The sequence below is a fragment of the Bacillus sp. JJ1521 genome (genome assembly GCF_036965165.1).
Classification (GTDB): Bacteria; Bacillota; Bacilli; order Bacillales; family Bacillaceae_L; genus Ferdinandcohnia.
Genome location: NZ_JBALOX010000091.1, coordinates 2,050 through 24,291, shown reverse-complemented (window position 1 = coordinate 24,291; position 22,242 = coordinate 2,050). Strand labels below are relative to the sequence as shown.

The following is a 22,242-nucleotide window of genomic DNA, read 5'->3' as shown; positions in this document are numbered from 1 at the left end:
GATTTCGATATTAATTCTATTAGGTTTCTTGATATCTTTCATTACCGTTATATTATTTCTGATTTTATGTGCAAAGATAATCATTTCCTTCATCAAAAAGAAGCCATTTCCTAAAAAAATGCTGATTTCAACTTTGTTTGGGGTTATTCTTATTTCTTCAATTTTTGTATATGAAACATACTTTTTTACATTTAGCGAGATTGATAAAGAATACATGCAAATGGGACCCGGACCTGTAACCTCCCCAACTGAAAAATATACAGCAAATGCTTATTATGAACTATATGGTGGTGCGGCAGGCGGCGTTAATGTATGGGTAGAAATTACAGACCATAATGATAATAATAAAGTTAGGACTGTTTATTATGCCGATGCAAAAGATAATTTTTTGATGAAATGGTTAGATGAGGACAAATTATATATTCTAAATGATGATCCTGATTTTCCAAATTCAAATAGAAGCATCGAATTAAAAATTGGTAAAGAAATTTATCACGAAAATGGTTGNNATCAAAACTAATAACTCTTTTGCACTAATGGGGGCACCCTTGAATAAGTAGGGATTGCTCTTTTGGTTTATTTAAGTAACGGGCAGGTTTGTTCAATAAGAAATCACAAAGGAAGAGCATTTATTATAAAATAAGATTTGAATATATGGAGGTATAGTTATGTGGGTAATATTAGGGGTTATTGCAATAGTAGTAACTGTTATAAATCTTTCTTTGTATGCAGCAGGAAAGGATTATAAGCTTGCTATGGCGATGGCATTATCATTTACAGCATTAACAATTTGTGCAGATTACAGTTATCTATCTCGGTGGGTAAAAGTGGAAGATTGGGCGGCTTTATCGGATGTAATACCTGGTATGGCAAGGGCATTTTGGTTTTTGACAATTGTTTCTATCTTGCTAAATATAGCACCTATATTTTTAGAACGAAAACGTAAGAAATAATGACTTAACAACTGAAACAAGTGCGTATATAAATTCTTATATACAGGAAGTTTTAGGTGAACCAATGGATGATATTGAAAAATATAATCAACAACTAATGGAATTGCTTAGAAAGGGGGCTTAAATTGCGAAAATACTTAGGGATAGTATCCATCTTAATCCTAATTGCCACTTATTTAATTTTACAATCTCTCCTTGGAAAACAAATTGGACATTTGTGGGTCTTGATAATCGTCATTGGATATTTGGCTTCAGCACTAGCTTCTTGGTTTAGCAAAAGCGGTTTCTGGCGGAAAGCATCAGCGACTATTTTGATAGTACTCCCTGTGGGCTATCTGGTAATTATCGCTTTATTTATGTTTGGAATGTCTGGTTTTTAAAGTGCGTTGATATTAGGAAAAGTAACGCAATCAAAGAAATGAAGGTGTAAGCAATGAAAGAAACAAAAGAGGTTGCATCAAGTCTGCAATTCGTATTTGCTATCCTTTTGGGAGTATTTTTCCTTTTTATTATTACAGTCGGACTTTTCTTTCGTTTTTTCGGTTAAAGATTAAGAATAAGCTGTTCTTCAATGGTAGAATAGTTTAACAAGAAATGATTAAATGAAAGAAAATACAGTTGTGTAGGGGAGTGCAATATGGTCATTCGCAAACTAAATATCAATGAAGAACCCCCAATGGATTTATTGTTGTTAGCTGACCCTTCTCCGATGCTCGTTGAGGAATATGTGCAAAGGGGAGATTGCTATGTTGCCGAAAGTGATGGTCAAATCATTGGGGTGTATGTGCTACTCCCGACAAGGCCTGACACGGTAGAGTTGGTGAATATTGCAGTAATAGAAACCCACCATGGAAAAGGCTTGGGGAAACAACTGGTAATTAATGCAATTGAAGTGGCTAGATCAAAAGGATACAGAACCATAGAAGTCGGAACTGGAAATTCAAGCATTGGACAATTGGCCCTTTACCAAAAATGTGGTTTTAGAATTGCTGGTGTTGAAATTGATTTTTTCATTAGGCACTATCCAGAAGAAATTTTCGAAAATGGTATACAGTGTAGGGATATGGTGCGATTATCTCAAGAATTGTAGGCCAAAGAAGGAAATCCTTGTAGACCTACCATGAAAGAACGTTATGAATTTTTGCTATAGGTGATTAGTTACTTCGTACAAGAAAATACCAATACAACAGGGATTCGCTGTCTTCTTTTAAACTCTTCCTCGTTGGAAAAATGCTCGAGCATTGGTGTCCCTTCCCGCAAATCAACGACTTTAAAACCTGACCTAGTCAGAGCACGGAAATACTGCTCAATTGTCCGATGGTACTTTACGATAACCCGCCCGATCCATGTTTCCTTTCGTTCACCTTCTAAAAAATAGTCATCAACAATCCAGTTTCCGCGCTTATCTCCTGCTTGTTTACTTATGAAAGAAGAAGTGATAAGGGGGTGCTGAACACTGAACACAAATTTCCCATTCTTATTTAATGTTCTATATACATTTTGAAAAAGGAAATGAATATCTAAAACATAATGTATCGCAAAACGGGAGGTGACAAGATCAAACTGAGTTATGGGGAAATTGTAAGATTCCATGGTTTCGTGTAATACGGTTCCGCTTGAACTGTCCAAATTTAGCATTGCTGCCTTAACCATCTGTTCAGAGCCTTCAACACCCGTGTAAATTGCTGCACCATGTTGGAGTAAATCTTTACCAAACATGGCATCACCACAACCTAAATCTAGAATCCTTTTATTTTGAAAGTCACCGATGAGTTCATTGATGATAGGAGCTTCAATTGCATTATTAGGGCTATCCGTCCTGTTCCTTCGCTTCATATAATTTTTAAAAAAGTCCAACTGGTCATATGCGCTAGATCCCCTAAATTCCATACTCACAAGTTCCCCTTTCAGATCATTTTAATCATTGCTATTGGATATTTTAACATGTATTGTAAAAATATAGTATATATTTGTAATTTCATATAAAAGGAGAATGCCAATTGAGTCAATGGAAAGAACTTATCCAAGATTCGCAAGAAAGATGGGAAAAAAATGCGGAACATTGGGATGATTATATGGGGGAGGAAAGCAACCGATTTCACCGTGAACTTATCCGCCCTTATACTGAAAAACTATTAAACGTAAAAGTAGACCAAACCGTTTTAGATATTGCTTGTGGCAATGGGAATTTTTCAAAGAGATTAGCGGAATTAGGAGCAAATGTAATTGCGTTCGACTTCTCTCCAAAAATGACAGAACGGGCAAAAATGAGAACAAAGGAATACATAAATCAAATTGATTTCAAAGTTATAGATGCCACAAGTTACGAGCAATTATCCGAGCTGGGTATTGAAAAATTTGATAGTGCCGTTGCCAATATGGCTTTAATGGATATTGCGGATATCACTCCGCTGGTCAAGTCCTTACATAAAATGTTAAAGCCTAACGGAGTTTTTGTTTTTTCAATCACACATCCATGCTTCCAACCCCCTGGTTTACGAAAAATCACGGAAACGGAAGACAGGAATGCGACTGTAATCACCACGAATAGCATTCAAATTACAAAATATCTCACCCCTGAACCTTATAAAGCGATTGGGATAAAAGGTCAATCTATCCCACATCTTATGTTTCATCGCCCAATATCGTATTATCTGAATCTATTTTTTAAATCCAATTTTATACTTGACGGTATGGAAGAGCCGAGCTTTCAAAAGGAAACCGATAAGTTTGAGTGGATTGAGATTCCACCGGTGCTTATTTTAAGGTTTCGGAAGGTGGCGTAGGGGCCACGTAAATATTATAAGGGGGAGTCATTATGTACCAATATTTCAACGGCTTAGTGATTAGAGAAGGAACTGACGGGGTTCCTGCAGAATATGTTGAGGCTCTATTTGAGGATGCTGGATGGGCAAAGAATACTCCTGATTGGCAAAAAGAGAAGTTATCGCTTATATTCAAAAATTCAACATGGGCATTTACTGTTTGGGATCATAACAAAATGATTGGTATGGTGAGGGTTATCTCAGACCTAATAATGGCTGCAAATATCATGGATTTAGTTGTTTCATCAGAATATCGTGGGAAAGGTATAGGAAAAAAGCTCGTGGAACTTTGCGTTCAAAAACTTCCCCATGGTGATTGGTTTGCACATACATCAGCCAACAATTTCATTTTCTATCAAAAGTGTGGTTTTGAAGTAAAGGACCTAACCCAAAATGGTACTTGTGTGTATTACGGATATATTCAGGCACGGAAAGATGGACATAGGTAAAAATTAAAGAGTGAAGCAGGTTAATAGAAGAAACAAACTAGGGATTATTTGTAATATGGGAAGGGCGTGGAGTTGTTTGAGTGGTTATAAGGCAATGCTATTTGATTTAGATGATACTTTACTTAATAGGGATATGGCTGTAGATAAATTGTTTTTAATTATTTTAGAAAAGTGTTATGGGGATGATGTTAAGGATTTTGTAAAGAACAATATGTTACAGAAATTTAAAGAATATGATAATAGAGGCTATGGCGTTGGTGATAAAACAAACGTTTTGGAATCATTTTTTGATGAATTTCCTCCAAAATATAGATTGCCACGCAATCACATTCAAGACTTTTGGAATCATCATTTTCCCCTCTGTTTTTCTACTGACCCAAATATAATAAAAATCGTAAAAGCTATAAAGACAAAAGTAAAAGTTGGAATTATTACTAACGGCTCCACTCAGAGGCAAAAAGCTAAAATAATGAACACGAATTTAAATAGTTGTTTTGATCTAATTATTATTTCTGAAGAAGTGGGATTTAGTAAACCTGACAAACGCATTTTTGAATTAGCATTAAACAAGCTTAATGTGGAACCGGAAGCCGCATTATTTGTTGGAGACAACATAGAAAAGGATATTGGCGGTTGTAAAAATGCAAATATAAAAGGCATCTGGTTTAATCCACATAGGATTAAGAATGATACCGAAATAAAACCATATGCCGAGATAGATTCTTTTGATAGATTATTAAGCTATTTTACATAAAGCCTTTATTCCTGGTATTTTTCATGCTTGTAATTGATAACCGTAACCCCTCTGGAGTAATATTCAAAGTTAACGTGTCCGTCCCAATAGGGTTATGGGCGCCTACAAATGGTGTAATTTTTACTACAACATTAATCATATCCCCCTTCTTTACTTCGAGTGATGCTTATCACTTTTTCATCCGAATACTGGGTTAATTCCCCGTAGTAGCCTGTTAAAGCATTTGTGATATGAGGAAATAGAGTAGCTAGAAAGGTATCCTTAAGCAGTTCCTCTTGGCTTTCTGCAAAAGAGTTACTCGGAAAAATACATAATAAAGTGATTAATAAAAAAACAAATACTGACTTTTTCAATTTACATACACCACCAAGATTTTTTGTTTTTATCTTCCCTTGGAATCAGTTCTATATCCCTAACGATAAATATGTTCCAGGGCTTGGGTCTGAGAAGATTAACTATTATAATAATGGTATAGAAGTTTTAGGAGTTGATATCGATGTACATAACTGACGAAGCAAAACAATTGTTAGAAAAAACGGGTGCAGTGGGAATTCGTCTATACACTGTTCCAAGTGAAAGTGACGGACCGCAAATTGCATTTGCAATAGAAGAGCCTCATGAATTTGACCGTATTCAAACAATTAAAGGAATTAAAGTAGCTTTCGATCCAAGCGTAACGGGAACCGAAATCTTAACGCTAGACAAAGAAGAAAATGAACATGGTGTTGGATTGGTTTTAACAAGCCCTGGAAGCTTTTCGTAAAAGGAGGAACAAAAAATGCCCCTTAAAAGAATTACACCTGAAGAATTGTTTCAAAGAATGAACGAGCAAGTAAAGGTCGTCCTTTTAGACGTAAGAGCTGAGGATAAGTACAATGAATTTCATATAGAAGGTCCTAATATCGCAAATCAAAACATACATAAAGCCGAAATTTTTACTCTAGAGGAAGCTGAAAACAAAACGATTGATTCCTTATCAAAGGACGAAGAAATAATCGTGACTTGCACGACCGGTAATTCTGCAACCAAATGCGCGAACATTCTCTCCAGTAAGAAATACGAAGTTACTGTTTTAGAGGGTGGGATCACTGCATGGAAGGAATTTTTAAAAACAAAATAATGAACAGCGTGGGCGATTGCTAATGGTTGGCAATTGCCTTTTTAATAACTGAAACTTTATCTGGAAATGAAGGACTAATTCTAGGGGGGGGTCTTTTGAAAAAAATAGGATTATTAATTTTCTTATTTTGTTTATTAGTTGGATGTAATCAAACGGTTACAGTTACGACAAGTGAAAAACCTGATGCCGAAGAGGCTTTGAGGCTGGATAACAAAGCAGATATATTTCAATGGGACGGCAACATTTATAAAACAAACATTGATTGGGTAGATGAGCTCGAACTTACTGAAAATGAACAAATTGGTGAGATAAAATTTAATGCAACGAAAGCAGAGGATTTTAAAGATGGTGCGGCGAATCATTTACCGATAGGTGCACAAATTTTTAGCACAAAACAGGGTTACGGCATATTAATTGTGAAATTTAAAAGTGAAGTGAAATATTATTTAGCCCTCACTGAAGGTTAAGAAGTCCCTCATGATTGTTTAATAGAAACATATATTTAAGTACAGCTAGTTCTCCTGATTTAAAGTCATGCACGAGAGGGGAGATGGAACAATGAGCTACGAGATGCGGATTGCAACAATGCTGGCCGACCAGGTCGATGGCTTTACTCAATTCGTTCAAGAAAATTATGATAATAAACATAAAAGCTACGTCGAAAATCCCGATAAATTGTATCAGGTTAAACTATTAATTGACGAATTTAAATTCCAACTTAACGCATCTGAGCTACGGAGAATCAACCGATTTTCTTGGAATGAAAAGTACACCTTCCTATTAGTTGATGATGTTAAAAAGGGATTGGACGTTATTGAGGAATATGTGGAGCGCAATTACAACGATTTATTTCTCCTAACTGGTAGACTACACACAATACGGAGCCTCTGTTCTTCATTTTAAGGGGGAAGTGACATTAAGAAGGCTGCTTTATTCATACTGATGCTGTTTGTGATGACAGGTTGTTTAAGTGATGGGGATCAATATATAAAAATTCAAAAGCTTATAGGTAATGAAAATAATTTCGTGGATTTCAAGGAAATAACCGATAAAGAGCAAGTTCAGAAGGTGAAAAAGATATTGGATGAAGCGGATTGGGAAAAAGCAAAAGTAGAGATGAATAAGCCATCTGATTACCAATTTATATTTCAATTTAAATACTCCAATACTGAGGCGAAAGCAGTGCTATATGAACTCTGGGTAAATAAATTCAGTCTTGGATTAAAAAGGGATAACGATGAGTACGTTCAATTAAATGAGGAAGATTCTGCTGCGTTACTTGAAATACTAATTGGGGAAGATTAATTATTTTGATTTTACTTATAGTTATTGGCGGTGTCGGTGGAATCGCTATTTGTAGCATTTTTGGAGGGAATGAAGTATTCACTGGCCCTGCTACAATGTTAGGGATGATAGTAGCTTTATTAAGTGCTATATTTTTACAATTAAACTTATGCATCGAGATAAAACTAGTAAGTAAAAAAGAGTATATTACTGGACTAATAACCTATCTTTTTTTCTTCCTAAATTCTTGAAAAAGCGCTGAAAGGTTTACACTATGACTCCCTTTACTAAATGCTACATGTATAAATTGCCTTATAAAAATGTACTTACTCATGATACAATTTGTAGAGGAAAATGGGAGTGTTGGGATGGAAGAACTATTAAAGCAGATTTTAAGAGGGCAAGATGAATTAAAAGTTGTATTAAAAAATGAAATAACTACAGTAAAAACTGAATTAAAAAGCGAACTATCTATAGTAAAAGCAGAACTAAAAAGTGAAATTTTAGAAGTTAAAGAGGCTGTCCTACGTATTGAACTAAGTCAACCTCAAGATATAGTTGCGTTGCTAGAGCGGATGAATAAGAATCTCGAAAGCAAAACAGAAGCCCTAAACAAACGGGTTTTTAATGTGGAAACAGAACTTGAACGGTTAAAATAACAATAAGATTCCTTCTAAGGAAACTCCCAACAATGAAATATAGGATTACAAAACTGTAACCCAAATTAAGGTTACGGTGTTTTTTTATTTATAGAAATCAAAAGGATATACACCTGTTGATGTTGAATTGATAACTAGCAGTTTTTTACACGGAGGAATTAAAAATGTATTCATATACAATATGTTTTATCAAACAAGGAAACAAAATATTATTGCTCAATCGGGAGTCCCCTGAGTGGATGGGAATCTGGAATGGTGTTGGAGGTAAGTTAGAGGAAGGTGAGACTCCGCTTGAATGTGTCATCCGAGAAATTAGGGAAGAAACGGGTATTGAGATGAAGCTGGAAAACGTTTGGCACAAGGGAAACATCTCCTGGACTAATCCAACCCATTCTTATTTTGATGGAATGTATGCTTTTATCGCAGAACTGCCAGCGGGCTATGAATACCATACGCCACTCAAAACGGATGAAGGCATCTTGGATTGGAAAGACCTGACATGGGTTTTGCATCCGAAAAATGTAGGAATAGCTAATTTAAAATATTTTTTAAACGAGATACTTTATGAAGAAACGAATTATGAACATCGATTTGTATATGATGGGGACGAAGTTGTGGATTTCTCCCAAGTTCCATTGGTTGAACCAGTTCAACATTAATGATTTCAGAGGGAAGCGTTAATCTATTGATTAGCGCTTTCTTTGGCTAACAGAAAAGGTTAAAGGAAAAATCCTGTCGATATTGAATATACATATTATGGAAGGTGGTTGAATTTGGAAAATAAAAACCCGAAGAGAATCCACATTATTGGTTCCGTTGGTAGCGGGAAGACTACATTAGCAAAACAATTTTCTACCCAGTTAAATATCCCCTATTATGAGCTAGATAATGTTGTCTGGATTAGGAATAAGGCTGGAGATATAAGGAGAACCGAAAAAGAGAGAGAAGAGTGTCTCAACTCGATTCTTCAATCCGGAAGCTGGATAATTGAAGGGGTTCATAACGAAGATTGGGTATCAAGCAGTTTCCACCATGCTGATTTGATTATCTTTTTAGATCCCAGTTACTCAACCCGGACATATCGCATCATAAAAAGGTTCCTGAAACAAAAGCTTCGATTAGAACATTCAAACTACAAACCTACATGGAAAATATTTTTCAAAATGTTCAAATGGAACCACCATTTTGAAAAGGTGGGTAAACCCAATTTCTTAAATAATTATGGAGTATATAGCGACAAATTAGTAATTATTAAAGAAAGAAATCCATTAAAAACATATGTCAAATTCAATAAAATTAAAGAACATGAGGTGAAATCATATCTAGATTTACATCCGCATGCAACTGTTGAAGAGTGGACTGCTGCTAGTTCGAGTGACATTTTTGAAAATAGAAGGGAGTAGCCTGATTTGCGAACGAATTTGTATTTTGTACGACACGCCCATTCAATCTACACCCCTGAAGAGCTAACCCGATCTCTATCTGAAAAAGGCAAGGAAGATGCACAAAGAGTTACTAGCATTCTTGTAAATGAAAAGATTGACGTTGTCATATCAAGTCCTTATAAAAGGGCGATTCAAACAATAGAGGGTGTTGCGCACACCATGCGTCAAAATGTCATTATTATTGATGATTTTAAAGAGAGAAAGTTATCTGAAGGTCCTGTTGCAGACTTTGACCCGGCAATTCGAAAGGTTTGGGAGGATGAAAGCTTTTCGTGGGAAGGTGGAGAATCAAATCTAATTGCTCAGAAACGAGGAATCGAGGCAACAATTAGAGTGCTAGAAAGCTATGAAGGAAAAAACATCGTAGTCGGAACTCATGGGAATTTGATGGTGCTGATTATGAACCATTTTGATAAGAAATATGATTTTTCCTTTTGGGAGGAACTTGATATGCCGGATATTTATAAACTCACTTTTGAAAACGAACAATTAATGGAAGTAAATCACGTCTGGCAAAGATAAGGTGGAGAAGGCATGGATCCGATTGGTTCTAATTATCTATTTAATATCACGGGTCGCTCACTTTATGAAAATTGTTTTACAAGTAAGCTAATCGAAGATAGAAGCGAAAATGGAATCAATGATCAAGAACGGATAGGGAGGTAGCCGCCACCGTGAAAAACCTATTATTGGGTGTTTTTCTCATCGTACTTTTAGCGGGGTGTTCCTCTGATTTAGGAAAAGTCATCGCGAGTGAGAAGACAGCCCCACCTACTATAAATGCAGAAGTACTTAGAGTTACGAATGCGGAACAACTAACTGATGCTTGGGACTATTTTTCCATGAATAAGAAACAACCCAAAGTGAATTTCGATGAGTACGACTACTATTTTGTAAGTATGAGGGTATCAAGCACATGTCCCTTTAAATTAAAAGATGTAAAAGTGAATGATGATAAAAAGGAAATAAATTTTTATTTTCACCAGAAAGTCGGTTCGTGTACTGCAGATGCAACCCCTAGAACCTTTGTTATTGAAGTAGACAAAAATGCTACTACTGGTTTAGAAAATGCAACTTTCATCATACTGGAAGCCGAGAGATAAGAACTACCGAAAAAAATTGGTAGAGAAGTGAGGGAAAACAATGTTAAAAGTAAAGCCATTAAATGAAAAAGATTATGAGTTAATTAAAGAAGCAGAAAAGGTCATCGAAAAGAATTATAGATATGGACGACATCATATCGGTGCTGCAGTTCGAACAACATCTGGAAATGTATATGCCGCTGTACATCTGGAAGCTAATGTTGGAAGGATAGCCGTTTGTGGGGAAGCGATGGCAATGGGAAAATCTATCTCTTATGGGGACCACGAATTTGAAACAATCGTAGCGGTTGCACACCCACATCCCCATGAAAATATTGAAAAATGCTGGGTGGTTGCCCCGTGTGGCATGTGTCGTGAGCTCATAAGTGATTACGGAAAAGACACAGACGTGATCATTTCATATAACGGACAATTAGTGAAATGCAATGTGATGCAGCTGTTGCCTGAGAAATATGGAAATGAACTTGATTAAAATCCAGGGGGGAATCGATTGAAAAACATGAAATTAAGAATCGTATGGGTTATTCCAAATGTATTCTGTTATTTAATGCTGATAGGATTCTCTATTGTTATATTCATAAATTCAGAGTTTCTAGGAAATCTGCTGGGCTTATGGGTATTTATCATGCTTGTTATTTTTTTAGTTTCCCTAATTGGCAGTTATCGGATATGGACATGGATCAAAGAAGGGAAACTGTAACTTATTACTAAAATATTTTAACAGTACTTTATGAATGTGAAAGGAGTCAGTTAAATGCCAACTTGTCAGAATTGCAATGAAACATGGAGTTGGAAACAAACCATCAAAAAATCCTTAACATTTAAAAGGGCTTTGATCTGCCCTTATTGTGGAGAAAGGCAATACATTTCCCCTCGCACTAGAAAGAGAACTACTGCTATTGTTTTTATAGCACCTTTATTGTCTCTTTTGAATTCCTATTTTGATTCTCACATATTCTTTTTAATTATTTTGTTAGCCTATTTTATTTTTTTATGGTAATCTATCCATTTTATCTTGAACTAACAAATAGTGAAGAGCCGTTATTCTGAAGGTATTTCTTGCTCTATTTAGTCCAATAGAGCTAGGGAAATTGCTGCAAATCATAATTAAGTTTTCTTAGTGAACAATACCATTAATTTTTAGCAATTATGCCATGTGTTCGCTTTCAATTATACTAGACTTTTGATATAATATTTCTGAATATTATCAATTTTTAAATACAAAAAGGGGGTTTGTGGAATGAAGAAATTTGGTCTATTGTCAGTACTTGTTTTATTAGTGTTAGTAATCAGTGCTTGTGGTGGAAGTTCGGAAACAGGGGGAGACGGAATTAGTGAGGACGGCACTTTAACAGTAGGAGAAACTGGACTTTACAAAACCACAAAAGGTGATTTTGAGATAACGATAGACAGCATTAAGCATGAATCAGGTGAAGATGGCGAGAAGGCTCTAAGGGGTACATACGTTGTTGCGAGCGCAACCGTAACAAGCAGATCATCAACAGTGGTAAAAGTAGAAGATGTTTTGGCATTTAAAATCTTTGTAGACGATGTTGTCAATTGGAACAATGTAACACCAGGAAAGGAATTCAGTTTTGGCAGCCAAATTTCAGGGGAAATCAAGGAAGGTGATTCCTTAACGGGTGAAATTATCTTTGATGCCAGAGATTCTGAAACGTATACAATTTTGCTAGGTGGAAAAACAGATCCTAACAAACTTGAATGGGGCTTAACCTCAGACGATTTTCAATAAGAACTAATATATTGATAACTTGAATCCGCTTTCTTTTGGGAGTGGATTTTCTAATTGTAAAGAAGTCATAAGAACCCTTCATACCTGAATATACCTAGATATAGACTATAAATGGAGGTCTGTTTATGTCATTAGTTTCGATTCTTACAGTTGGTAGGCTAAGTCACCCATATGACCACCCCGTATCTCGCGAGTTTTATGAAATGGGATATAAAGTAATGCGTCAGGCATATTTATCAGGACATCTTGTGGAAGATTTTTCATCGGATAAAGTTCCATTTCCTATAGACGCTGAAGTGAATGGTTACCCTGCCCTAACACTAACTGTATGGAAAAGTCTACAATCCTTATTTCGTTTTACCTATTCAGGCAAGCACAGTCAAGCATTAAGAAATAGAAGCAGATGGATGGAGCCTTATGAGGAGAAACATCTTTCATATGTCATTTGGTGGACAGAGAAGGCAAAGGATGTCACGTGGGAAGAGGCATTCAAAAGATACAACTTTTATATTCAACAAGGACCTTCTCCTTTTGCGTTTGATTTTAAGAACGCTTATGATGAAAAAGGAGAGACCTGTGTGCTAATTTAGCAGTGTCCCCAACTACAAATTTGACGTGTTTTTTTGCTTAATTAAAATGTCTTTTGTGGGAAGTGTAAATAATATAAATCATTAAGAAACGTTAGGAAGGTATAGTTTGATAAAAAGATACTTAATTCTTACTTTGTTAATCAGCGTCGGATTTGCTACCATCACATTAGCGATAACAGAAAGTGAAAAAGAGCCTGAAAATGCAGGTGAATCACTAATAATAGCACATAGAGGAGCAAATGATCGGTTTAATGAGCATACATTGACGGCCTATAGAATTGCTTCCAAAGATGGAGTAGATTATTTAGAAATTGATCTCCGTATGACAAAAGATGGTGAACTTGTGGCTATGCATGATGAAACTATCAATCGAACAACGAACGGAAAGGGGAAGGTTTCAGATTATACGTTGGAGGAATTAAAAAAATTCAATACGATATCGACGTTCGATAACAAAATGGTATCAGAGGAAATACCAAGTTTGCGCGAAATTTTTGATTCCTTTGCGGAAACTGAGAATTTTTATATTGAAACGAGACTTGTGGATAATCAGTTAGCCATGGAGGAGAAAGTAATTGAACTCTTAAAAGAATATAACTTACTTAATGATCAAAGAGTGATCCTTCAATCCTTTTCTCCTAAAAGCCTAGAAAAGATTAAATCGTTAGCACCAGATATTCCACTTACGCTTTTATTTAAAAAAGGAAAATTTGATTTAAATAAGGCTATTTCTTCAAACTATCCAATTGTAGGTATAGAATCTAGTGAAGTCACAAACCAGATTGTAGAGAAATTGCACAAAAACGGGAAGAAAGTCCATGTTTATTTTACGAATAAGAAGACTCAAAAAGCAGAACAAACACGGATGAAAGAGTTCCAAGTGGATGGTTATTTTACAGATTACATCCTTTATACGAAGGAATTATGACAGACAACTCCTGCTCACTCCGATTGCTCGTGGCGTTAATCAAAGGATTAACGCTTATTTTTTGAAGATACTTCCATTATATTTGTGTAGAATATATGTATACGGAAAATAGGAGAGGACTATGGAAACCATCATTACAAAAATCGAAAAGGAAGAAGCTTGGGAAATCAGACATAGGGTCATGTGGCCTGAAAAGGACTTTGATTACATAAAATTAGAAGATGATGATGTGGGGATTCATTTTGGACTTTTTAAAGAAGATATTCTAATTTCTGTGATTTCCCTTTTTATCAATAATAATGAGGCTCAATTTCGTAAGTTTGCGACATTTCAACATGAACAAGGTAACGGGTACGGAAGTAGATTGTTAGACTATGTGATATGGGAAGCAAAGAATCGCCACCTGAAGAAAATATGGTGTAATGCTAGAGAGAATAAGGTGGATTTTTATAAAAAATTTGGGTTACATGAAACCAACGATCGTTTCACAAAAGACGGTAAAGCCTATGTCATAATGGAGATAGATTTATAGCAATTAAAAAAGGGGGAGAGGTAAAGTGCTTGTAAGAGAAATCACGCTTGGAGATGCCCAGGAATTTGTTAAACTCACTCAGCAGGTTGAGAATACATCAGAATATATGCTTTGGGAAGCGGGGGAAAGGAAGCCAAATCCCGACCAGCAGCGAAAAATGATAGAAAGAATCGGGACAGATGAGAACTCAACGATTCTTGTTGCAGAAGTAGATAATAAAATAATTGGTTTCTTAATGGCTATTGGTGGCAATGCCAGGAGAAACAAACACTCTGTGTACATAGTTATCGGACTCTTACAGGATTTTAGGGGAAAAGGAGTAGGTACAAAATTATTTCAGGAACTGGAAAAATGGGCGTTAATCCATCAAATCCATCGTTTGGAATTAACCGTAATAACTCAAAACGCAGCAGGTTTATCTTTATATAAAAAGATAGGATTTGAAATCGAAGGAACCAAAAGACATTCCCTGCTAATCAACGGAGTATATGTCGATGAATTTTATATGTCCAAACTTTTAAAGGTGTGATATCCAAGCAGGATTTCACATCTTTTTTGTTGAATTTAACATACATACGAATAAGGTTTAAAAGGGGACAGTGAACGTGTTAAAAATGGAAAATCAAGTAGCGGAATTTACTCAGATGCATGATGAATTTATCATAGATTGGAACAAAGCAATGAAGACAGGGGACACATCTGCTTTAGAAAGAATGGCAGAAGACTATTATGTTACTTTTTTTAATGGTTCTAATGAAAAACCAATGCTATTTAGTAGGGAAGAAGCAATTATTGGCATGCGGGAGTCCGTTAAACAACTGCTAGGGGCACAAAAGAAATTCAGAAAACGAGTCATTCGTATGAAGGATACCGAGAATGCAGCCGTCTTTTATGAATTGTTAATTGAAAAAGATGAAAAGGTGATTGCAAGACTTTTCACCATTGAGACGTGGCAACTTACAGATGGGAAGTGGATGCTCGTGAGGGAAGTAGAAGAACCAATACATTCTTAAAATGGAGTGGTATTCATGAAAGCAATCTATATGATCAGGCATTGCGAAGCTGAGGGGCAGGAACCAGAAGCGTGCCTAACTGAAAAAGGCCAAAAACAAGCTGTTGAACTAGCCACCTTTTTTAATAACAGGAATGTTGATCGTATCATTTCAAGTCCGTTCAAACGGGCTATTCAAACCATTCAGCCTCTCGCAAATGAATTAAGTATCGACATTGAAACGAATCCTCTACTTGCGGAACGGGTATTAAGTTCAACGAATATGCCAGATTGGTTCGAAAAATTAAAAGCAACCTATGAAGATTTTGACCTTACATATGAAGGTGGAGAATCTAGTCGAGAAGCCGCAAACCGAATCATTGAAGTGGTCGATGATGTTTTAAAAAGTGATGGTGAACATATAATCATAGTCTCACATGGGGGCTTAATGTCATTGCTATTAAATCATTACAATAAAAACTTCGGGTTTGAGCAATGGGTTACACTTAGTAATCCTGATGTATACGTTTTAAAACAAGGCCAACAGATTACCCTAGAACGGATTTGGGGCAGTGCAAATGTGAATTTTGATAGAGAATAGACAACCGAATTACATAGCTAAAAGTGCTCCAGAGTATAGTAGCCCTAGGAAAAAAAAGGCATTTCTACTACGTAAATCTACCAATTTGGTTTATTTCCTTAAGGTATTCGTCCAAGTCATTAAACTTCTGACACATGAATAAAGAAATATGTGTTGGAAGAGGTGTAAAGAAATTGTCGAGGAAAAAGAAATCCCCAAAAACAAAAATAACAACCAAAACTTGAAGAAAACAGTTGGAATATCACTGGGAACCTACAACTAACAAACCAGGTCTCTAGTTTAAATATTTGGGAAGTATTCCATGAAAAAGATGCAACGGTATTTGTTTCTGTATATAACAGCCCAACGAGTACGGATTCCATAATGGTTCAAGCATTCAGAAAGGATGGTTCCACTCTTTTTTTCAATGTTCCACCTGGCAATACGAGTACAGATATGGTAGATCGAGCTGAGCAATTTAAAGTATCTAGAGTTAATCGAGGCACAATCGAGGGAAGATTTAGCTTAAATGTTACCTTCGATTAGTTGAAATTTAGTAAGCGCTGGTCATGTTGGCTAGCGCTTATTTTTATGTATCGAGAAAAATATTAAATAATCTGAAACTTCTGCCAATGACGAGCGTAAATGTATAAAGAAAGGAGTAGGTTTCATGAAAAAATATGTGTTCCTCGTTCTATTAGTGTTAGTTTTCGAATTAAGTATACTTTACGGTATATCGCTGTATTTTGAAACAAACCTCGTCAACACCATGTTCCTTGGCTCCTGTATATATATTATATTTTCATTTTTAATGAGCCCCACTGGCGATGTCTTAGCGAAAAACAGTCAAGTAGCCGTTTTTGATATGCTACTGGGGCGCTACAAACCACAGCACGAAAAATTGACATTAATAATCAGTCCTTTTTTAATCGGTTCTATCCTATGTTTTGGAATGTATTTTGTTTTGTACTATTTAGGGATATTACATTAATGGAGAAATACTATGAAAAAAATACTTAGTTTAACGATCGTATTTTTATTGATCCATACAAACTTTGCCGGTGCTCTTAGTTGGGCGATTGCCTTTGTCGTTCATGACGGGAAAGTATATGAGGTAAAAGAAGATATTCTACTCAATCAATCTGAGTTAGGGAACATGATTGGCAAAGTAGAAACAAAACCAGATGAGCAAAGCGGAGATTATTATGGAAATGCCTCAAACTATTTTGAGATTGGCACACGTTATTTTAAAATTGGGGATATTCCAATCAATGAAGCCATAGCTGTGGAGACTGAAGCAGGTCATTTTGTAAAAGCAGTCTATGTCCATGATGCTCCCTTTAGATTTAAGAATGTATTTATGAGTAGCAATTTTTGGATGATTATTGGAATTATTGTTGTTGTATTGGTCGGGATCACTGTGTTACGCTCAAAATAAAGGTAATTTTTGGATGGGGTTGATGGGATTTGACGTTTATTAAAAGAACAAATCACGTATTACCTAGAAAACTACTTTCAGCATCTATCACAGGTGGCCTATTTGCGGTCATATTTGGCTTATTTGTTCCAAACCCATTTGGAAGTGAAGTCAACTCCATAAATGAGTATTTGTGGAGTTTTACAACATCCGTGCCGATCTACCTCATGTACAGCTTTCCAGTCATCTTCGTTTACGGAACAATCACATCTATCATAAGCGACTTCATATCAGAATCCATTACGAAAAACTGGATGAAACGGTCTGAACCATATTTATCTATCGTCTTTCACTTGCTATTCGGTTCCATCCTCAAATGGGTTAGCTTAAGCATAGCCCTATTATATTTTGTTACAGATCGTCTTTTACGAAAAAAGAAAAATAGATATACATGGAGCCAAGCTTTCATGGGCTTCGCTATTCCAATTATTATTTGGATTTTATTTATGGGACTTATCTGGATGATGGATTTTTCCAAGGATGCCAAGGACTATATTATTTACTAATTCTCAATCGAAAATGTAGGTAAATGGAGGCAATAAAATGAGTCCTTTCATTGCACTTTTTATTCTTGTATTAGCTGTCTTGGCCGACTACTTTTGGTTAGACGTCGATAAGAAACGCTGGGGATGGATGAAAAACTGGTCAAAGCAAAATAAAGTCTTATTTTTCTCAGGATTTACTGTCGTTACGGTTTTAATTTACTTTGGATTAAGCATCAAATATTTTAACTAACATGTCTCATCTTCTGGTAATTACATCCTTTTTAAAATGAAAGGATAGCACTTCTGTAAAGGGAAAATCTAATTGTAGTAACTTTTGAAAGATATTCTTAGTTACGATGGGAGCGAAATGGATGGAGACAATATGGCTAGAATATGCCTGGGCTTTGTTAATATTAATCGGCTTGGAAGGATTGTTATCAGCTGATAATGCCCTTGTATTAGCAGTTATAGCCAGACATTTACCAGAGGATCAGAAAAAAAGAGCGATAAATTACGGAATCATTATGGCCTTTGTTTTCCGGTTTGGTGCACTTTTTGCCATTTCATTTATCGCAAACGTTTGGCAAATACAGGCGATAGGAGCTCTCTATCTCCTTTATCTAGGGTTAAAGCATGTTATCCAGAATAAGTTTGGAAAAGACAATAAAAATAGTCTTCAGGAAAATGAAAAGGAAGCAGCTGGTAAAGGTTTTTGGCCGACAACGGGTAAAATTGCATTAGCTGACCTTGCTTTCGCGATCGATTCAATTTTGGCTGCCGTTGCTATTGCCCTTGGTCTTCCAGATTCGCCACTTGGCGATTTCGGTGGTATGGATGGAGGACAATTTATTGTTGTGGTTCTTGGCGGTATTGCGGGCCTAATCCTAATCAAATTTGCAGCGACCTGGTTCGTGCAGCTTCTCGAAAAGCGCCCGGCACTAGAGACAACGGCATATGCCATTGTAGCTTGGGTTGGTGTCAAACTTGCGGTTATTACTCTTGCCCATGAGGATATAGGGGTCTTAGATCCTCATTTTCCTCATAGCACCGGTTGGACCCTAATTTTCTATGGAGTATTAGTGGGGATTGCCTTACTGGGTTGGTTTGCACCAAGTAATAAGAAACATCCAACAGATAAAGCCTCATAAAGATAACAATGAAAAAGGTACTCTTCTTTTTGAAGAAAAAGTGCCTTTTTCTAAATGTAGAGGGGGGAATTTGGTTGAATCAAAAATTAAGAAAATCATCAACAGATAAGTCGATAATGGGTGTTTGCGGGGGATCGCAGAGTATTTTGGCATATCTTCTTTTGGAGTGAGACTCATCTTTATTCTTTTACCTGCGAATTTACTGATTTATATTATTCTTGCAAATACGATGGCTGATAGCCCGAGGTCTCTTTATTAAATTGTGGAGAGTGAATTAAATTGATGGAAGTATACGAAAAAGAAAATGTGACTTGTGTTGAAATAGAAGTTCCAAATATACCCAACGTATTTTTCTTTGTAACAGATGGAATGCTTGTGGATACAGGGGCTCAAAGCTATGAAAATAGAATTATTCCTTTTATAAAAGAAGCGTCATTTGATGTAGTTGCCTTAACACATAGTCATGAAGATCACTCCGGCACAGCTCCGTGGATTCAAGACAATTTGAACATCCCAATTTATATTTCGCCACTCGGAATCGACATTTGCTCTCAACCAGCGCCTTACCCAAAATATCGCCAGGAAATTTGGGGTAACCGACGGGAATTTAACCCACTTCCGATTTCAGATACCATTCATTCTAGGAAAAAAGAGTGGAAAGTTTTGCATACGCCAGGCCATGCAGAAGACCATATTGTCCTATTGAATGAAGATACGGGAACACTGTTTTCGGGTGATTTGTATGTATCCCCAAAAACAAAAGTGATGATGAGATCTGAATCGATTCCTCAAATCATGGATTCAATCCGAAAGGTCCTCACTCATGACTTCGGCACAATGTTTTGTTGTCATGCAGGTTACATACGCGATGGGAAAAAGAAACTGCAACAAAAATTAGAGTATCTTGAAAATCTTTGCGGTGAAGTTAGATATCTAGATAAAAATGGACTCTCGATAGAAGAAATTAATCAAAAGATATTCCGAAAAAAATACCCAATTACATTTGTATCAGACGGTGAATGGGACTCATTACATATTATCACATCGATAATCGGAGTTCATGAAAATCCAAGAAGAGGTTAATAGATTAGGAGTGGGGTTAGTTTGTATTGTACAGAATGCGGAGAAAAACAAAATAAAGGGGCGAATTTTTGTTCTAGATGTGGGTTATCACTAAAGGAGCAGAACCCATCAGGGGGAATTGATTCTCAAGATATAGAAGTAACAGAAGTAGATGCTTTAGGACTCTATGTGGGTGAGAACTCAGATTACTACTTTCAAAAGTGGGGAATTTTAGAAGACACAATCAAAAAGAGAAGTTGGAACTGGGCAGCCTTCATTTTGATCTTTTTGTGGTTAGGTTATCGAAAAATGTACAAAGTGATTTTGGGTATTATCTTAATCTGGTTAGTTACGGACGTGATCTTATATTCGCTAGATTCGTATAGTGAAGGTACTGATTTTTTAATTGGGATATTAACGGCCGTATTTTTAGGAATGAAAGGCAATTATTTATATTATAAACAAGCTACTGGTAAAATTAAAAAGTTCCAAAATAATGGGAAGTTCTTGAAACCTGAAATTGCGAATTCGGGTGGCAGAAGTACTTTAGGAATATTTGGCGCGATGGGTTTGCTACTACTATACTCCCTGATTTCAGCACTTTTAATCGCACCAGTATTTGCAACTGAAACAGTAGAATTTGGTTATGATGTTGAAAATGGGGTAATAACAAGTCCGGTACAAATATTTGAACCAAATGAGGAAGTCTATTATTCATTCTATTTTCCTGATCAAAAGGGTGGAAAGTTTACGATCATAATCGAGTCCGTCCAGGGAGATACTTCAGAAGTGTACGAACAATTTGAAGATGAAATTCCTCCTGATTGGGGAGGCATACACAATACAATAAGAACCCCTGAAGATATGGGGGAGTATGTCATGAAGGTAATAAAAAACCAGAAAGTTGTAGCAAAAGGTACGTTTTTTGTTTTTTAGTCCAAGGCCATAATCAATCTTGAAAAGAAAACAGCTGGGTAGCTCTATTTAGATCCTAACCCAGCTTCACATAATTCTTTTAAACTGTTAAGTACTAATTCACCGGTCTGTTTTGTCGAACTTTTAAAAAGCTTATCAATCATGTTCATAATAGGGCGATGATACTTTGTATCAAACTCTTGCTCAACTAACGTATGGTCACCCTGTTGCTGCAGGTGATACGAAAAAGTCATGATATAGGTTTGGGATTCAAGTTCGAACGCGAAGTCCGACGGTCGGAAAACCTCCCTATTTCTTCCCTGTAACGAAACGTGCTCCTTACCTTCCTCAGCTGTCAGTTGAAAGGAAGCCCCTGTTTTCGACTCTTCATTTGGGTTAGAATAACGAATAGAAGTTACGTTTGGAAACCATTTTTCACGTAGACTAGCGGTTGCAATGCCGTCAAATACATCTGTAATTGGTGCTTCAATAACGATAGATTGTTTCATTTTAAAAGACCTCGAATCGTTTAATAGACCTAACATAACAGAAAAGGTGATATTTGTGGAGAGAATTTTTGGTCTGGAACCTGTTGCCGGTGAAGACACAAGAGTATTGATTCTCGGGTCGATGCCAAGTGTAGAATCATTAAATAAACAGGAATACTACGGCAACAAACGCAATCATTTTTGGAAAATCATGTTCATGCTTTTTAATAGCCATGAACTAACAAACTATGAGGATAAGATTTCATTTTTAAAAGAAAAAAACATTGCACTTTGGGATGTGTTATATAGCTGCCACCGGGAAGGAAGTTTGGACTCCAATATTAAAAATGAGGAACCGAACGAGATTGAGGCTTTTGTAAAAAATCATCCTAGCCTTCGCTTAATTGTTTGTAATGGGACAAAATCATACCAAAGTTATAAAAAATTCATTGGGTTCAATCGCTTACCAGGGGTTGAAATCATCAAGCTTCCGTCCACGAGTCCTGTTCCTGGAAAATACAACAAAACTCTTGAAGGCAAGCTCCAAGAGTGGAAAATCATCGAAGAATATTTATCCCGCATTAACGGGCAGTAATAACACACCGAAAATATTAGTGAAAACTAAGAAGTTTAGGCGGGGGATAACTGCCCGTAAAAGCCCGAAAAAAGGAACAAAGACTAAGGACGCCACGTCCTGTGGC

At 36.2% G+C, this 22,242-nt stretch carries 39 protein-coding genes and 2 pseudogenes; 38 read left to right on the top strand and 3 right to left on the bottom strand.

Going from position 1 to position 22,242, the window contains the following annotated elements:
* The first annotated feature begins 118 nt into the window (after positions 1 to 118).
* The 4 genes from V7147_RS13700 (at position 119) to V7147_RS13685 (ending at position 2,043) form a co-directional block, all read left to right on the top strand.
* A complete protein-coding gene (locus tag V7147_RS13700; RefSeq protein ID WP_438824594.1) occupies positions 119 to 520 on the top strand; it encodes a DUF5412 family protein in 402 nt (133 codons plus the stop codon).
* A 148-nt stretch (positions 521 to 668) separates the two neighbouring features.
* Positions 669 to 953 (top strand): hypothetical protein, encoded by a 285-nt coding sequence (locus V7147_RS13695; protein WP_335368405.1) that lies wholly within the window; start codon positions 669 to 671, stop codon positions 951 to 953.
* A gap of 125 nt (positions 954 to 1,078) precedes the next feature.
* A complete protein-coding gene (locus V7147_RS13690; protein WP_335368404.1) occupies positions 1,079 to 1,333 on the top strand; it encodes a hypothetical protein in 255 nt (84 codons plus the stop codon).
* Positions 1,334 to 1,590: 257 nt separating this feature from the next.
* On the top strand, positions 1,591 to 2,043 hold the full coding sequence (locus V7147_RS13685) for a GNAT family N-acetyltransferase (protein WP_335368403.1): 453 nt from the start codon (positions 1,591 to 1,593) through the stop codon (positions 2,041 to 2,043).
* A 68-nt stretch (positions 2,044 to 2,111) separates the two neighbouring features.
* On the opposite strand, the gene V7147_RS13680 is transcribed toward V7147_RS13685, so the two are convergent.
* Positions 2,112 to 2,843: a class I SAM-dependent methyltransferase gene (locus tag V7147_RS13680; protein ID WP_335368402.1), complete on the bottom strand. Its 732-nt coding sequence runs from the start codon at positions 2,841 to 2,843 to the stop codon at positions 2,112 to 2,114.
* A gap of 110 nt (positions 2,844 to 2,953) precedes the next feature.
* Between V7147_RS13680 and V7147_RS13675 the strand changes: the two genes are divergently transcribed.
* The 3 genes from V7147_RS13675 to V7147_RS13665 all read left to right on the top strand — a co-directional run bounded on the left by V7147_RS13675 (position 2,954) and on the right by V7147_RS13665 (position 4,981).
* The gene (locus V7147_RS13675) at positions 2,954 to 3,739 is read left to right on the top strand and encodes a class I SAM-dependent methyltransferase (protein WP_335368401.1); all 786 of its coding nucleotides are present in this window, start codon (positions 2,954 to 2,956) and stop codon (positions 3,737 to 3,739) included.
* 32 nt (positions 3,740 to 3,771) lie between these two features.
* The gene (locus tag V7147_RS13670; protein ID WP_335368400.1) at positions 3,772 to 4,227 is read left to right on the top strand and encodes a GNAT family N-acetyltransferase; all 456 of its coding nucleotides are present in this window, start codon (positions 3,772 to 3,774) and stop codon (positions 4,225 to 4,227) included.
* A 94-nt stretch (positions 4,228 to 4,321) separates the two neighbouring features.
* Positions 4,322 to 4,981 carry an HAD family hydrolase gene (locus V7147_RS13665; protein WP_335368410.1) on the top strand — a complete coding sequence of 220 codons (660 nt, stop codon included), beginning with the start codon at positions 4,322 to 4,324 and terminating at the stop codon, positions 4,979 to 4,981.
* Here the strand turns inward: V7147_RS13665 and V7147_RS25220 are convergent.
* Positions 4,974 to 5,334 (bottom strand): annotated as a pseudogene (locus V7147_RS25220) (DUF3888 domain-containing protein). The gene V7147_RS13665 and the pseudogene V7147_RS25220 overlap by 8 nt on opposite strands.
* Positions 5,335 to 5,477: 143 nt before the next feature.
* Between V7147_RS25220 and V7147_RS13655 the strand changes: the two are divergent.
* The 30 genes and pseudogenes from V7147_RS13655 to V7147_RS13520 all read left to right on the top strand — a co-directional run bounded on the left by V7147_RS13655 (position 5,478) and on the right by V7147_RS13520 (position 21,074).
* Complete coding sequence (locus tag V7147_RS13655; RefSeq protein WP_335368398.1) at positions 5,478 to 5,744, top strand: adhesin; 267 nt, start codon at positions 5,478 to 5,480, stop codon at positions 5,742 to 5,744.
* A gap of 15 nt (positions 5,745 to 5,759) precedes the next feature.
* On the top strand, positions 5,760 to 6,101 hold the full coding sequence (locus V7147_RS13650; RefSeq protein ID WP_335368397.1) for a rhodanese-like domain-containing protein: 342 nt from the start codon (positions 5,760 to 5,762) through the stop codon (positions 6,099 to 6,101).
* Positions 6,102 to 6,196: 95 nt separating this feature from the next.
* Complete coding sequence (locus V7147_RS13645; RefSeq protein WP_335368396.1) at positions 6,197 to 6,568, top strand: hypothetical protein; 372 nt, start codon at positions 6,197 to 6,199, stop codon at positions 6,566 to 6,568.
* A gap of 91 nt (positions 6,569 to 6,659) precedes the next feature.
* Positions 6,660 to 7,004, top strand: coding sequence for a hypothetical protein (locus tag V7147_RS13640; RefSeq protein WP_335368395.1), 345 nt, complete (start codon positions 6,660 to 6,662; stop codon positions 7,002 to 7,004).
* A 51-nt stretch (positions 7,005 to 7,055) separates the two neighbouring features.
* Positions 7,056 to 7,406 (top strand): hypothetical protein, encoded by a 351-nt coding sequence (locus tag V7147_RS13635; RefSeq protein ID WP_335368394.1) that lies wholly within the window; start codon positions 7,056 to 7,058, stop codon positions 7,404 to 7,406.
* Positions 7,407 to 7,753: 347 nt separating this feature from the next.
* Entirely contained in the window at positions 7,754 to 8,044 is a 291-nt protein-coding gene (locus V7147_RS13630) for a hypothetical protein (RefSeq protein ID WP_335368393.1), read from the top strand.
* 164 nt (positions 8,045 to 8,208) lie between these two features.
* The gene (locus V7147_RS13625; RefSeq protein ID WP_335368392.1) at positions 8,209 to 8,703 is read left to right on the top strand and encodes an NUDIX hydrolase; all 495 of its coding nucleotides are present in this window, start codon (positions 8,209 to 8,211) and stop codon (positions 8,701 to 8,703) included.
* Between the two features lie 114 nt (positions 8,704 to 8,817).
* On the top strand, positions 8,818 to 9,447 hold the full coding sequence (locus V7147_RS13620; protein WP_438824592.1) for a DNA topology modulation protein FlaR: 630 nt from the start codon (positions 8,818 to 8,820) through the stop codon (positions 9,445 to 9,447).
* A gap of 6 nt (positions 9,448 to 9,453) precedes the next feature.
* Positions 9,454 to 10,011, top strand: coding sequence for a histidine phosphatase family protein (locus V7147_RS13615; RefSeq protein ID WP_335368391.1), 558 nt, complete (start codon positions 9,454 to 9,456; stop codon positions 10,009 to 10,011).
* 12 nt (positions 10,012 to 10,023) lie between these two features.
* Complete coding sequence (locus tag V7147_RS13610; RefSeq protein ID WP_335368390.1) at positions 10,024 to 10,155, top strand: hypothetical protein; 132 nt, start codon at positions 10,024 to 10,026, stop codon at positions 10,153 to 10,155.
* 8 nt (positions 10,156 to 10,163) lie between these two features.
* Entirely contained in the window at positions 10,164 to 10,592 is a 429-nt protein-coding gene (locus V7147_RS13605; protein WP_335368389.1) for a hypothetical protein, read from the top strand.
* Positions 10,593 to 10,632: 40 nt separating this feature from the next.
* The gene (locus tag V7147_RS13600; RefSeq protein WP_335368388.1) at positions 10,633 to 11,064 is read left to right on the top strand and encodes a cytidine deaminase; all 432 of its coding nucleotides are present in this window, start codon (positions 10,633 to 10,635) and stop codon (positions 11,062 to 11,064) included.
* A gap of 27 nt (positions 11,065 to 11,091) precedes the next feature.
* The gene (locus tag V7147_RS13595) at positions 11,092 to 11,292 is read left to right on the top strand and encodes a hypothetical protein (RefSeq protein ID WP_335368409.1); all 201 of its coding nucleotides are present in this window, start codon (positions 11,092 to 11,094) and stop codon (positions 11,290 to 11,292) included.
* A gap of 54 nt (positions 11,293 to 11,346) precedes the next feature.
* Positions 11,347 to 11,592, top strand: a complete 246-nt coding sequence (locus tag V7147_RS25215) for a TIGR04104 family putative zinc finger protein (protein ID WP_438824591.1) — start codon at positions 11,347 to 11,349, stop codon at positions 11,590 to 11,592.
* A gap of 240 nt (positions 11,593 to 11,832) precedes the next feature.
* Complete coding sequence (locus V7147_RS13590; RefSeq protein WP_335368387.1) at positions 11,833 to 12,345, top strand: hypothetical protein; 513 nt, start codon at positions 11,833 to 11,835, stop codon at positions 12,343 to 12,345.
* A 125-nt stretch (positions 12,346 to 12,470) separates the two neighbouring features.
* A complete protein-coding gene (locus V7147_RS13585; RefSeq protein WP_335368386.1) occupies positions 12,471 to 12,935 on the top strand; it encodes a DUF3291 domain-containing protein in 465 nt (154 codons plus the stop codon).
* 106 nt (positions 12,936 to 13,041) lie between these two features.
* Entirely contained in the window at positions 13,042 to 13,863 is an 822-nt protein-coding gene (locus tag V7147_RS13580; RefSeq protein ID WP_335368385.1) for a glycerophosphodiester phosphodiesterase, read from the top strand.
* 121 nt (positions 13,864 to 13,984) lie between these two features.
* Entirely contained in the window at positions 13,985 to 14,395 is a 411-nt protein-coding gene (locus tag V7147_RS13575) for a GNAT family N-acetyltransferase (protein WP_335368384.1), read from the top strand.
* Positions 14,396 to 14,420: 25 nt separating this feature from the next.
* Complete coding sequence (locus tag V7147_RS13570; protein ID WP_335368383.1) at positions 14,421 to 14,924, top strand: GNAT family N-acetyltransferase; 504 nt, start codon at positions 14,421 to 14,423, stop codon at positions 14,922 to 14,924.
* Positions 14,925 to 15,009: 85 nt separating this feature from the next.
* Positions 15,010 to 15,408, top strand: a complete 399-nt coding sequence (locus tag V7147_RS13565) for a hypothetical protein (protein ID WP_335368408.1) — start codon at positions 15,010 to 15,012, stop codon at positions 15,406 to 15,408.
* Positions 15,409 to 15,423: 15 nt separating this feature from the next.
* Positions 15,424 to 15,987 (top strand): histidine phosphatase family protein, encoded by a 564-nt coding sequence (locus tag V7147_RS13560; protein ID WP_335368382.1) that lies wholly within the window; start codon positions 15,424 to 15,426, stop codon positions 15,985 to 15,987.
* 240 nt (positions 15,988 to 16,227) lie between these two features.
* Positions 16,228 to 16,512, top strand: coding sequence for a hypothetical protein (locus tag V7147_RS25210; protein ID WP_438824593.1), 285 nt, complete (start codon positions 16,228 to 16,230; stop codon positions 16,510 to 16,512).
* Between the two features lie 124 nt (positions 16,513 to 16,636).
* Positions 16,637 to 16,957 carry a hypothetical protein gene (locus tag V7147_RS13555; protein WP_335368381.1) on the top strand — a complete coding sequence of 107 codons (321 nt, stop codon included), beginning with the start codon at positions 16,637 to 16,639 and terminating at the stop codon, positions 16,955 to 16,957.
* A gap of 12 nt (positions 16,958 to 16,969) precedes the next feature.
* A complete protein-coding gene (locus tag V7147_RS13550) occupies positions 16,970 to 17,404 on the top strand; it encodes a hypothetical protein (protein ID WP_335368380.1) in 435 nt (144 codons plus the stop codon).
* 29 nt (positions 17,405 to 17,433) lie between these two features.
* Positions 17,434 to 17,949, top strand: a complete 516-nt coding sequence (locus tag V7147_RS13545) for a hypothetical protein (RefSeq protein WP_335368379.1) — start codon at positions 17,434 to 17,436, stop codon at positions 17,947 to 17,949.
* 37 nt (positions 17,950 to 17,986) lie between these two features.
* Entirely contained in the window at positions 17,987 to 18,178 is a 192-nt protein-coding gene (locus V7147_RS13540) for a hypothetical protein (RefSeq protein WP_335368378.1), read from the top strand.
* A gap of 121 nt (positions 18,179 to 18,299) precedes the next feature.
* The gene (locus V7147_RS13535; protein WP_335368377.1) at positions 18,300 to 19,076 is read left to right on the top strand and encodes a TerC family protein; all 777 of its coding nucleotides are present in this window, start codon (positions 18,300 to 18,302) and stop codon (positions 19,074 to 19,076) included.
* A gap of 116 nt (positions 19,077 to 19,192) precedes the next feature.
* Positions 19,193 to 19,335: pseudogene (locus V7147_RS13530) on the top strand (PspC domain-containing protein).
* Between the two features lie 23 nt (positions 19,336 to 19,358).
* Positions 19,359 to 20,159 (top strand): MBL fold metallo-hydrolase, encoded by an 801-nt coding sequence (locus V7147_RS13525; RefSeq protein WP_335368407.1) that lies wholly within the window; start codon positions 19,359 to 19,361, stop codon positions 20,157 to 20,159.
* A gap of 21 nt (positions 20,160 to 20,180) precedes the next feature.
* A complete protein-coding gene (locus V7147_RS13520) occupies positions 20,181 to 21,074 on the top strand; it encodes a DUF2628 domain-containing protein (protein WP_335368376.1) in 894 nt (297 codons plus the stop codon).
* A 44-nt stretch (positions 21,075 to 21,118) separates the two neighbouring features.
* On the opposite strand, the gene V7147_RS13515 is transcribed toward V7147_RS13520, so the two are convergent.
* Complete coding sequence (locus tag V7147_RS13515) at positions 21,119 to 21,562, bottom strand: SRPBCC family protein (protein WP_335368375.1); 444 nt, start codon at positions 21,560 to 21,562, stop codon at positions 21,119 to 21,121.
* Positions 21,563 to 21,617: 55 nt separating this feature from the next.
* On the opposite strand from V7147_RS13515, the gene V7147_RS13510 reads away from it, so the two are divergent.
* A complete protein-coding gene (locus tag V7147_RS13510) occupies positions 21,618 to 22,136 on the top strand; it encodes a DNA-deoxyinosine glycosylase (protein ID WP_335368374.1) in 519 nt (172 codons plus the stop codon).
* The last annotated feature ends 106 nt before the right edge of the window (positions 22,137 to 22,242 follow it).